The organism is Desulfosporosinus metallidurans (assembly GCF_001936615.1).
Taxonomy (GTDB): domain Bacteria; phylum Bacillota; class Desulfitobacteriia; order Desulfitobacteriales; family Desulfitobacteriaceae; genus Desulfosporosinus; species Desulfosporosinus metallidurans.
In genome coordinates this window covers 26,803-38,065 of sequence record NZ_MLBF01000044.1, presented here as the reverse complement: position 1 = coordinate 38,065, position 11,263 = coordinate 26,803, and the positions used below count along the sequence as shown (strand labels likewise).

The following is an 11,263-nucleotide window of genomic DNA, read 5'->3' as shown; positions in this document are numbered from 1 at the left end:
CTACTGAACACTGGATTAGGGTTTCGACTGGGAGCCGGGGTTCCACCCGTTCGATCCACACGGCTGGAGTCTTCGTTTCGAGTTGCCGTTAGCCAATACGGAGTCTCTATACCGGAAATAAATGACTGAAAATTATTTGCTTCAAAACGGTATGCAAGATCATCCGTTATTTTTGAATTGACAGCGCGGCAAACTTACTCCAAAGGGCATTATACTCCTCGTTGACGCTTTCTATGCAATATCATATATTATCTAAATAAGGTTGTTCAGATGCGTTAGCCCTAGGATCGAAAGTTGAGTACCTATAATAAACGAAAAGTTTTGTGGTACAATGCTTGCAAGATATTAACCTGAAATTCTTTAGACGATGTAAGGTATCAACTGAAGTTTCGCACCCCTCTAAACCCCTGTTTCTCTAATTTCCAGGTAGCTTAATGCCATTATTTCCTTTTTATTATTACCAATTAACTGGCCGTTTCAGGGGCTTTTAGCTGGTTATTAAGAAAAGAATTCTCAAATAGCTCTTTCAAATCTCATATTCAACGGAATTCCTAAATTCCAAAATGTCCACGATGCTTGTGATCACCACTTGCAGCAAATCATCAAATAATTCCCAGAGTCGTTCCGCTACATTCTTCTCAATAAGTTCGTCTTTGATTTCAATAAATAAGCCATCTAGGGAGTCATAGGCATTCACTCGGCGAAAATAGGCCAGAAGAATAAAGAGAAGATAACAGGTTGTTATATGGGCAATCTGAGCATCAAAATCCCTCGATTGACAGGTCCCTAGTTTCAGGTGCTGCTTAGTTTCCTTAAAAAAGACTTCTATGGTCCAACGGATGCTGTAAATCTCCATCATGCTCAGTAAACTGAGGGTTGTATCGGTTGAGAGAAACAACCTCCATTTTTTCTGATAGGGAAACCGGCAAAAAAACAGTTTGACTTGCCCGATCCCTTCATAATCAACGAGGACCTCGAAATAACGGATATTCCGTTTCCGACAGCGTTTTTCGTTTCCTTCGTTTTTCAGGACTGTTTTTAACTGACTGGCATTGAGAGAATCCCCATTATAAAGATACTTTCGCGCATCTTGCCGAACCCCACAGATCAAATGCATCGGTTTTTTGCCCAATCCTCGAACCGTCTGAATAAACTCGTGGCTGCTATAGGAACCAGCTGTCAACAAGTACATATTTAGCCCGAAATCCCTGTTTTACTGCCCGTTTCAGCATATCAAGACCATTCGTGATTTTGCTAACGCGGCATTCTTGGATGCGTTTCGCCCCAGCAGATTTGGGGTCCCGTTTCTTTTTAAATCGTTCTTTGCGGTGTCGAGCCTTTTTTAGTGCCTTTTCTACTTGAAGTGTTAAGTCTAAAGGAAGCAAACTTTTACCGTCGAATAAGCCAAGTGTTAGATTTTTAAAGCCTAATTTGTTGCCTTTCTTTCCTGCAACATGGTCAAACCTTGGTGATCTGTTCAATTCTTCGGCCTGTCTTAGCGTGAGTCGTATCATCCAAAATGAAAGCAGACTTGTCAGCGACTTCGTTCGTAGGATTCACCAATCGTTGAAATTGCTTGGCCATAGCGAGTAGCAACGATCTTCACGGCATTTTTTCACTGTTTTTCAGTCGATAGATGGAGTCTTTTTTCATAGTGGTAACCTTTTGAAATTCGCTTTTGTATAAAGCATGGACACTTTTCAGTAACATTAGAGGTAACATTAACATGAGCGTGAGGATTTCCGAAGTACTGTAGCCCGCCTGTTTTTGAAAGCCAACTTGGCGGCACAGTGTTTTAAGCTTGAACGTCTTCATAACTTCATATATAATGTTGTTAATCGAATAACCATGATTTTGGAGTACGTTTTCAATTTCTTTGATAGGTTTCCGCATGATAACACCTCATTTTTGGTTGATTTGGATTAGCATCTTATTATACCAAAGACCCAGTGTTCATGCGGATTTTCATTGTTTTTCTGTCTCTTTTTAGGCTGAAATTTAGGCTGTTTTATGGGTGCGAAACTTCTATCAACTATCTATTTTGCATCACTTGCTAGGATTCCTTATCCCCATCAGTAAACCACTTTAACGTTAATTCCATGTTTCTTAGCGCCAGGGAAATGCGTTACCCACTTCCTGAGGTTCCCTTAAGATTTGATCTTTTAAATTCTTTCGGATATCTTTTGCTTTCCACCATATTCCACTCCATGTATTTATTTTATATTCGATGCTTAAAAACATCGAAAGGATTTTTATTTTATAGAAGATATTTTTAATCTTCCTCATTTACCTACATATATGATTCCAGTGCAGAAAGTATAATTGATACGTTTTTCGCTCTAAATTGAATAAATATTACTCGCTTTTAGCCCTTTTTAAGGGCCTTCTCAAAATAAAAATATGGTTTAGTCTACAACCTTTGAGATGAAAAATAGGTTTCTGGCACTGGAATCATATAGTTGTCCTGACATTTCTATCAGATCCAACACTCACCACTTCATGCGAAATTTCGTCAGTAGGTTCTACATACATTCTTACCTTCGGCATTTTATAGACTTCCGTATTTTTATTGGACTACACCATCAACCTCTGGACAGATTTCCCAAAGGTTAATATTCCCTATGGTAATGGTTGTTCTCACGCGACTTCACCGAGCTCTAGACGTTTCGGTACTATATATACGACTATCGGAGTATTACCAAAAGTTAAAAAGGTGAGGTGATGATATATTCAACATTTATACCAAGCTTGGGAAGATTTTGTTATAAAGGGGATTACTAATAGTACGATAGCCCAGATAAATCCCATAATCAAGTCCTCTTGGCAACGTTGCCTGGCGAGGAATCTGAACCCGGAAGTGATTTGTACCTCACGAGCTTCCGAATACGAGATAGAGATTCGGATAAAAGCTAATCGAAAGCTTATTAAAGTGGCTAAACCTTTTTTAGAGAGACTTTTTCAGTTGGTAAAAGGTTCTGGCTTCGTTGTTCTTTTACTTGATCATGAGGCCTGTATACTTGAGCTTTTAGGAGATCAAGCTATCTTAGATCAAAATAGTAATTTTCAAATTGGTGAATTCTGGGGTGAAGAGAGCAAAGGAACGAATGCTATGGGCCTAGTGAAAATTGAGGAAAAACCACTTCAAGTTTTTGCGACAGAGCATTTTTCCCGAATGAACCATGGGATTACTTGTTCAGGGGCACCGATCAGGGGAGAACACGGCGAAATGATAGGAATTCTAGATGTTTCTGGAGATTATCATCATGCTCACGCTCATACATTAGGGATGGTCGTCGCAGCAGCCGAAGCAATCGAGAATTTATTGCGCTTGGAATCCGCGAATGCGGAGATTGTTCGAGCTTATAATAATGTTAATGCTATTTTGCAGTCTATGTCTGAGGGACTTATCTCTTTTGATGAAGCAGGAAGAATTACCAAGTTGAATCCGGTTGCGTATAAAATTTTGCATATTAACTCTGAGAGTTACAAGGGTCAAATGATTGGCGATTTTTTAAAAAACTCATATATTTCAGCTGAAATGCTTAATGAAGGACGTACGATTATTGACCGCGAGATTTCCCTCGACATAGGATGCGGGCAGGCACGCTTTTTGTTTTCAGGTCAACCTATTATTGACAAAAACCATGAAGTCTGTGGTGGTGTGGTAATCCTTCGGGAAATAAAAAATGTACACCGCTTAGTTAATAAAATAGTTGGGGCAAGAGCACATTTTACGTTCGAAGACATTATTGGACAAAGCGCGTCACTACAACAAAGTATCCAAGTGGCTAAAGCTGTTGCAGATAGCATGTCCTCAATCTACTTACAGGGCGAGAGCGGCACGGGTAAAGAAATGTTTGCCCAAGCTTTACACAATGCTAGCCCGGTCAGTCATGGCCCATTTGTTGCCATTAACTGTGCAGCCATCCCGCGAGATCTTATTGAGAGTGAACTTTTCGGATATGAAGAAGGCGCATTTACCGGGGCAAAGCGAGGGGGCCGGCCAGGTAAATTCGAGTTGGCCAACGAAGGTACGATTTTCTTGGATGAAGTTGGGGACATGCCATTAGAGACGCAAGTATCTTTATTACGAGTACTTCAAGAGAAACAAGTTGTTCGCATAGGGGGATTTAAGTCAATTGCGGTTACCATTAGAGTGATTGCAGCAACCAATAGAGATTTGAAGGAAGAAGTTCAGAGGGGTAATTTTCGGGAAGATCTGTACTACCGCCTAAACGTTATTAATATTTCGGTGCCTCCTTTACGTCACAGAAAAGGAGATATCCTACTCTTAGTAGATTATTATATCTATAAATTTTCGCAGATGCTCCAGTTACCGTTATGTGAACTTGATAGAAAAGCTGCTGAAGCGTTAGAGAACTATGCTTGGCCGGGAAATGTCCGCGAACTTTCTAATGCCATTGAACGTGCTGTGACCATAGCAAAGGGACGAATCATTACGATCGAACATTTACCGGAGTCATTACAAAGCTTAGGCGAACCACCTGCGAAGGCCAAAAACAATGTCTCCTCGATGGGGGAGTTGGAGAAGAAGCTAATCATTGAGACCCTAGAAAAGGCAAGTTGGAATATTACTTATTGCGCTTCAGAGTTAGGCATCGCCCGTAATACACTTTACCGAAAACTAAAAAAGTACCACATTGCCATCCCAAATACTTAAATGGTTGTCAGAGCAATGGGAAAATTTTATAGTTAAAACATACGACCTTTTTGTCATAAAGAGCTCTTTCGAAGTTATCGAAGAGCTCTTTATATTTGGCTGTCAAAAATGTAACGTTACAATTTTGAACAGTGTATCAATTTTGAGCAATGTTTTATCTACTTGACAGTCAAAAGTTCTAATAACGAAATCAAACAAAACAATTTTTAGATAACCACTTATGATGTTAGAAGTACAAATCCGTATAATATTCTTTATAAATTTAATAATTAATAATAATCTTAATATTTAGACTATAAATTGAGGGCTTGGCATGTTATTTGCTTATATAGGTATAGGGATACAGTACAAGGGTATCCAAATGAGAAATAGGGGGTTTAAAATTCATGTCAAAAGCAATGTATGCCAAAATGATCAAGGAAGCCTTAGCAGCACAAAAAGCCGATTTGAGCGTGATTAAGGTAAAAAGAGGTGGAGAGTTCAAAATCACTGATGCCAAACCATATGTCGACGCCGTCAACGCGATGACCGTTGCAGAAGGACAAAGTCCTGAAGTGATTCGTCTTCATGTTGATTCTGTGAATGCCCATTATGAAACATTGTTACAACTCACAGATACGGTTCGTCCTGAAGATGATCCCTTCGTCGAGCATTACCAAACTCCACCTATCCTCGAAATCCTTTACGAATTGGACCCGGCGTTCAGGGGTGCAGTAGAACAATTCATCGAGGCGCTTGCTAAGAATGAGGCTTTGATTGGCAGGGAATCTTTACGACGCTATGGTGGTTTCTACGGTCCTACATGCGTGGTAGATTTTGCTTTCGTTCCAGGATCAACCAGTAACGTTGTGAATACCATTTTAACCGGCATAGATATGGAGAAAAAATATAAACAAACCATTTTATCTTCAAAATCTTGGGGAATGAATACCTCATATGGAATTGGTGCAGCTTTCGCTTCTGCGATCAATGCTGGATCGACGACGGCAAAGGCAGTCGAAGAAGAAATTGCCATGCTACAACTAGTCTATGATCGTCCGATTGAAGCCCAAACGAAATTGATGACAGATTCTGGGCATTCCTCATTTGACGTCAAGAAATACATGGAAATCTATAAAGAAAGAATGCGCCCGGCGGTTGAAGCTGCGGTTAAGGCGGGAGTACATTACGGTAACATTGTCACCGTACCGGCGTATTGCGTTGGCGATATAGCCCATCACATTTCGCAATCCATGTATAACATGACAAAAGATGACATGACCATGGCTATTATCGAGGCGACAACAGACGTCATGGAGCAAACCTTAAAGATAGGTTTAGAACAAGGCTTCAAAAGTGTTTATGAAGTTTTGAGCGTTGCAACAGGAGCGACGGCTGCTGCCACAACTTACATCCTTGAAAAAGACGCTTTCACCGTACCAATGGTTATTGATCTTCTTTCTAAACGTTACACAAACTTTGTCCAAAAATATCCAGATCGCGGGCCTGCGGCTGAACTTCACAATGTAGACTTTATGGACATGATTCACCGTGGTAGTAAAATCTTGAAAACCGGAAAAGTAAAAGGAGTTCCGGTTCAACTAAGTGCAATTGATGCCAATGAAGTTATTGCTAATCCGCAGCGTTATACTTACCCTGCATGCGGGATAACGGTACATTTCTCCTCGCTGATGCGTCTGGCAGATTTCCCTTGTCTCCTCACTAGCGAACCAGTGACAGCAACGTTAATGACCAACATTATCGCGTTAGATCCGACAAACCCGGGTTCACCTGCAAGGGTTTGCAAAGACTGCGCTGTAGTGAGTTTAGTGCAGCGGTGTAGCTACTGTAACTGGAACAGTGCTGTTTAAGAGCAAAACCGAAAGCTCAGAGTAAATCGGGAAGGAGAGTTGGAGGTGACGCTAAAGCCTCCTCTCCTCTTGAATAGGCCTATTTCTATTGATCATATTTGCTGAGGGGTGGTTAAATGGTTTCATTAACTAAGAAGTTCTTTGCTGAATTAATTGGAATATGGATGCTTGTTACGGTTGGTACTAGTAGTGCAGCAGTTACTCTGATGTTGGCTGACGGCGAAAAAAAGGCTTCTGCCTTTAATATCGGTATTGGCGCTTTAGGGGGATTGGGTGATTGGCTGGCAATCGGTATGTGCTTCGGAATTGTGATTGCAACAGCTATTTATCTTTTTGGGCCGGTATCAGGCTGTCATATTAATCCATCAGTAACTATTGCTCTTTGGATAACCAAACGCATTCCTACCAAAGATGCCATTGTCTATATAATCGCCCAATTTATTGGGGCTACCCTTGGATCTTTTACTCTTCTTGGCCTGCTTGGGAGCAAGGGTGCTACTGTTGGGGGGTTAGGAGCGCCGGGAGTATTTCCAGGAATGAGCCTAAGTCAGGTGTTTTTTGCCGAATTAGTTGGCACTTTCTTGCTCATGTCAGGTATCATGGCTTATGCCGTTGACAAAAGAGCTCCAAAGGGCTTAGGGGGTTTAGGTATAGGATTAAATATCGCTTTGATTATCACCGCATTTGGAAATATTTCCGGACAAGGAATCAATCCAGCACGTTCTTTTGGACCGATTTTAGTGGACAGTTTGGTGGGCGGCCCCAATGGTTGGCCTGTATACTGGATTTTTCTGGTAGCCCCAATTATCGGTGCGATCTTGGCGGTATTGGTGTATGACGCAGTGGTGAAAGAAGACTGAAACAAATACTGTTGAGTAAAAAGGCCTAAATATTGTGTTAAAGGAAGGCTTCGCTTCGGAGCCTTCCTGTTGAAGAAAGCGGCGGCCGACAAAAAAATCACAGTTAACTGATCTGAAATGTTTTCCTACTTTGCCATGGAAAGGTGATGAATGTATGCCGAAATTCTGGGTCAAAACAGGCTCCCGATTGCACCTCGGACAGTTGGACTTAAATGGCTCTTTGGGTCGTCTTTATGGAGGTTTGGGCTTAGCGATTGATCAACCTCAGTTGGAGTTAACAGCGGATCGGGAAAATGGCCTTTTCATTGACAGTCCGGAATCTGAAAAAAACAGGGTTATGCGTATTGCACAACAGTATATTGAACACTATTCCTTACCTGGCGCCAAAATAAACATCCTTCAGTCCCTGCCAAGTCACAGTGGTTTGGGTTCTGGGACTCAGCTTGCTTTGGCCCTGGGTTTTGCGCTTACCCGCGTATATGGGTTGCAGCCATCCCTACTGGAACTAGCAGGGTTGACAGACCGGGAGGGAAGCCGCTCCGGAATTGGAGTGGCAGGATTTGAACAGGGAGGTTTTTTGGTTGATGGGGGAAAACCGGCAACGACTAGGGAAGAAATGAATTTGGCTGAGACTAAGTTTCACGTCCCTCCGCTGCTTACCCGCCTCCCATTTCCTGAGGAATGGTCCGTCATTTTAGCTATTCCCAATAAAGAAGAGAAAATGTTTGGCACTAAGGAAGAAAAGCTCTTTAAGGCTATGTCGCCGATGGAGGAGCATATTTCTGGTCGAATTAGCCGGCTTCTTCTTTTGAAGTTGTTGCCCTCATTAATAGAAAGGGACTTGAAACACTTTGGACAGGCTGTGACTGAAATTCAGGAGTATTTAGGCGACTATTTTACCCCAGTGCAAGGTGGACGCTTTGCTACGGCCCAGGGTGCTCTAGTGGCAGATTACATGCTATCTCAAGGGGCTGCCGGAGTAGGCCAAAGCTCTTGGGGCCCAACGGTATACGGTTTTACGGATCAGAAGAATTTAGGTTCATTAGTGGAAGGCACTCGGAATTTTATGGGTAACCATGGTCAAGTGTGGTTGGCACAGGCGGTAAATCGTGGCGCAGATTGGGGTTGGCGTTAATTTGTACTATCAGGCTTTTTTATATTAATTAGGGGAATCAGGAGAGGAGTCAAGGATCACGATGACTGAACAGGGGAAAAGGATTCAATCAAGGATAGCCTGGGGCATAACAGGAGCTGGACATTTTTTGCCCTCATGTCTTGATGTTCTGCTCGCCTTAAATCAGGCAGATATTTTTCTTTCCAAAGCTGCTAGAGAAGTTCTTCTTAGCTACGACCTATATGAAAAGTTACAAAAATTCCAACATCGTATTTATATGGATACAAGCGCTGGTTCCCCGCCGGTAACAAAACTATATCTGGGAGAGTACAAACTAGTTGTTATCGCCCCAGTGACTTCAAATTCTATCGCCAAGATGGTAAGTGGAATTTCGGACAATTTAATTACGAATCTATTTGCCCATGCCGGTAAGTGTCAAATACCGGTGATACTGTTACCTTGTGATTCCAAACCGGAAATTAATTCGCTAACACCGCGGGGAGATCAGGTTTTGGTCCATGTACGAAAGATCGACCTGGAAAATATAAACCGTTTAGCGAGCTGGCCCGGTGTGACACTGGCTACCGATCCTGAACAATTAAAATCTCATTTGCACACTTTTCTTGTTTAGACAGAAAATTATAAGACAGCATTAGTGCGGCTAAGGCTTCTGCCTGCGCCTAACAGATGTCTAATCTCTTCCGGAAAAAGGTGTTGTTTCTATGGAGAAATATTTATTGATTACCGGAACTATTGCTTATCGGGCTCTTGTGAAATTGATCAAAAAAACAAATCTTGAGATGCAACTTGAGGTCAAAGTCCTTAAATGCACGGTGGCAGCTCTGATGACGACAGACTTCATCGCGCGAAAGCTTGGCAAGGAGCTTAGCAAGGGGCTTCTTTTAAGTAGAGAGGAAATTATTATAATTCCGGGTTTGTGTCAAGGTCCTCTGGAACCTGTTATCCAGGCTACGGGGTGCCAGGTCCGGAGAGGCCCGACTGATTTAAAGGATCTGCCTTCTTTTCTAAGAGGGGAGCAGTATCCGAACCATACTACTCCGGAACCCTTACAAAATCAGATGACTTCACCTATTCAGATTCTCGCGGAAATTGTCAATGCTCCCAGGATGAGCATATCTCAAATTGTGGAAAGGGCTCACTACTATCGGAGGAGCGGAGCTGATATCATCGATATCGGAGGGGATGTAGATCAGCCCTTTCCCTATCTGCGGAATGTTATCCAGACACTTAAAGCGGAAGGTTTTAAGGTAAGTATAGACAGCCTTCAGAAAAAAGATATTGTATCGGCGAATCAGGCAGGAGTAGATTTAGTGCTCAGCTTAAACTCGAACAATTTAGAGTTGGCAAAAATTCTGGACTGTCCGGTTGTGCTAATTCCTGATGATGGAGAAGACTTGACTTCTCTGTACCGTAACATGGAGACATTGGACAAGTGGAATACGTCCTGTATTCTCGACCCCATTCTACCTCCTTTGACGATGGGCTTGGTCGAGGGCATCAGTCGGTACCGCAAGGTGAGGAAAGATTTTCCTGAATGCCCTTTGCTCATGGGTTTGGGAAATGTGACAGAACTGATTGATGCTGACAGCACGGGAATTAATGCTCTGATGGTTGGAATGGCAACAGAGCTTAATGTAAATTATTTCCTCACGACGGAAGTTAGTCACAGGGCACGCGGCGCCGTTAGGGAAACAAGCCTGGCTCGGCAGTTGATGTACCGCGCCGTGCTGGAAGGCAGGTTGCCTAAGCACCTGGACTATGGTTTATTAACCATTAAAGATCCTTTTGGCAACGCGTTTGAAGCGGCTGAATTAAGGGAGATGCAGGCGGAAATTAAGGATAAAAACTATCGGATTTTTGTAGATGACCATTTCATTTATATTTTTAACGCCTTTATTTTTTTACAAGGGACTTCAGCGCAAGAGCTTTTTTCCCAACTTAGTATTCAAGATCCTAAGCATGCTTTCTATCTTGGGCGGGAGTTAGGCAAAGCGGAAATGGCTCAGCATTTAGGCAAAAAATATGTGCAGGACGATCCGCTGCGTTGGGGTTATCTTAATGATGAAAAAGGCAACGAGAGAAGGTAAATGGTTAATGATTCTTGAAACTATTCTATCGTCTATAAGCGTTGACGGTATTGTGAATTTTGCCCCGATGGGCATGCACCTTCCCGATACAGATCCCGGACGTTCTCCAGTCAAGCGGATTGTTTTCCGCCTTTATCCCGGTTCACAAACTTATGAGAACCTGAAAGCGACAGGACAGGGCGTTATCAACTTCACGGACGATGTTTTGGTTTTTGTGGAAACAGCCCTTTACTCTGGTTGCCCGCCATTTGTGCCTTCCCAAAAAGTTCGGCCACCGAGCATGGCGCACGCAAGGACAATATGGGAATTTACAGTTACCTGTTTTGATCCTTCCACTGAACCGGCTTTCCTAGAGGGAAAGATTGAGCATCGTGAGCAAAAGGGAGGATTTGAAGGATTCTGCAGGGCTCAAGGGGCCGTTTTGGAAGCGGCTATCGCAGCGACCCGCTGGCAATGGCTGCCAATAGGTAAAATAATCGAATCCTGGCCCCTGTGGTTGGAAGTGGTTGAAAAAACAGGCGGTAACAGGGAACAGCATGCTTTTAATAAAGTCGGCAACTTTTTGGGCGAAAAGGGAATTCAGGTGCCGAGAATTCCCTGGGACGGAAGAAAGGCAAGCTTGTAATGAAGCCAGGGTTTAAGGATAGGCG

General features: G+C 42.7%; 7 protein-coding genes and 1 pseudogene. 7 read left to right on the top strand and 1 reads right to left on the bottom strand.

Translation table 11 applies throughout. The annotated features are described in order from the left end of the window. Window positions 1-464: 464 nt before the first annotated feature. Window positions 465-1,893 (bottom strand): annotated as a pseudogene (locus DSOL_RS30160) (IS4 family transposase). A gap of 964 nt (window positions 1,894-2,857) precedes the next feature. Here DSOL_RS30160 and DSOL_RS19750 point away from each other — a divergent pair. From DSOL_RS19750 to DSOL_RS19720, 7 genes are all read left to right on the top strand, one after another. Next, on the top strand, window positions 2,858-4,681 hold the full coding sequence (locus tag DSOL_RS19750) for a sigma-54-dependent Fis family transcriptional regulator (protein WP_083642818.1): 1,824 nt from the start codon (window positions 2,858-2,860) through the stop codon (window positions 4,679-4,681). A gap of 386 nt (window positions 4,682-5,067) precedes the next feature. Further along, window positions 5,068-6,531 carry a DUF2193 domain-containing protein gene (locus tag DSOL_RS19745; protein WP_075366515.1) on the top strand — a complete coding sequence of 488 codons (1,464 nt, stop codon included), beginning with the start codon at window positions 5,068-5,070 and terminating at the stop codon, window positions 6,529-6,531. 116 nt (window positions 6,532-6,647) lie between these two features. Then, a complete protein-coding gene (locus DSOL_RS19740) occupies window positions 6,648-7,391 on the top strand; it encodes an MIP/aquaporin family protein (protein ID WP_075366514.1) in 744 nt (247 codons plus the stop codon). A gap of 154 nt (window positions 7,392-7,545) precedes the next feature. Next, a complete protein-coding gene (locus tag DSOL_RS19735) occupies window positions 7,546-8,526 on the top strand; it encodes a beta-ribofuranosylaminobenzene 5'-phosphate synthase family protein (RefSeq protein ID WP_075366513.1) in 981 nt (326 codons plus the stop codon). A gap of 61 nt (window positions 8,527-8,587) precedes the next feature. Beyond that, window positions 8,588-9,136 carry a flavoprotein gene (locus tag DSOL_RS19730; RefSeq protein WP_075366512.1) on the top strand — a complete coding sequence of 183 codons (549 nt, stop codon included), beginning with the start codon at window positions 8,588-8,590 and terminating at the stop codon, window positions 9,134-9,136. A gap of 91 nt (window positions 9,137-9,227) precedes the next feature. Next, window positions 9,228-10,613 carry a DUF6513 domain-containing protein gene (locus DSOL_RS19725; protein WP_075366511.1) on the top strand — a complete coding sequence of 462 codons (1,386 nt, stop codon included), beginning with the start codon at window positions 9,228-9,230 and terminating at the stop codon, window positions 10,611-10,613. Further along, a complete protein-coding gene (locus DSOL_RS19720; protein WP_075366510.1) occupies window positions 10,585-11,238 on the top strand; it encodes a DUF447 domain-containing protein in 654 nt (217 codons plus the stop codon). The genes DSOL_RS19725 and DSOL_RS19720 overlap by 29 nt, the downstream gene beginning before the upstream one ends. Window positions 11,239-11,263: the final 25 nt, after the last annotated feature.

Excerpts from the sequence above, each read along its gene's own strand:
- DSOL_RS19735 (WP_075366513.1), top strand. The coding sequence starts at position 7,546 with ATGCCGAAATTCTGGGTCAAAACAGGCTCCCGATTGCACCTCGGACAG.
- DSOL_RS19730 (WP_075366512.1), top strand. The coding sequence starts at position 8,588 with ATGACTGAACAGGGGAAAAGGATTCAATCAAGGATAGCCTGGGGCATA.
- DSOL_RS19745 (WP_075366515.1), top strand. The coding sequence starts at position 5,068 with ATGTCAAAAGCAATGTATGCCAAAATGATCAAGGAAGCCTTAGCAGCA.
- DSOL_RS19740 (WP_075366514.1), top strand. The coding sequence starts at position 6,648 with ATGGTTTCATTAACTAAGAAGTTCTTTGCTGAATTAATTGGAATATGG.
- DSOL_RS19720 (WP_075366510.1), top strand. The coding sequence starts at position 10,585 with ATGATGAAAAAGGCAACGAGAGAAGGTAAATGGTTAATGATTCTTGAA.
- DSOL_RS19725 (WP_075366511.1), top strand. The coding sequence starts at position 9,228 with ATGGAGAAATATTTATTGATTACCGGAACTATTGCTTATCGGGCTCTT.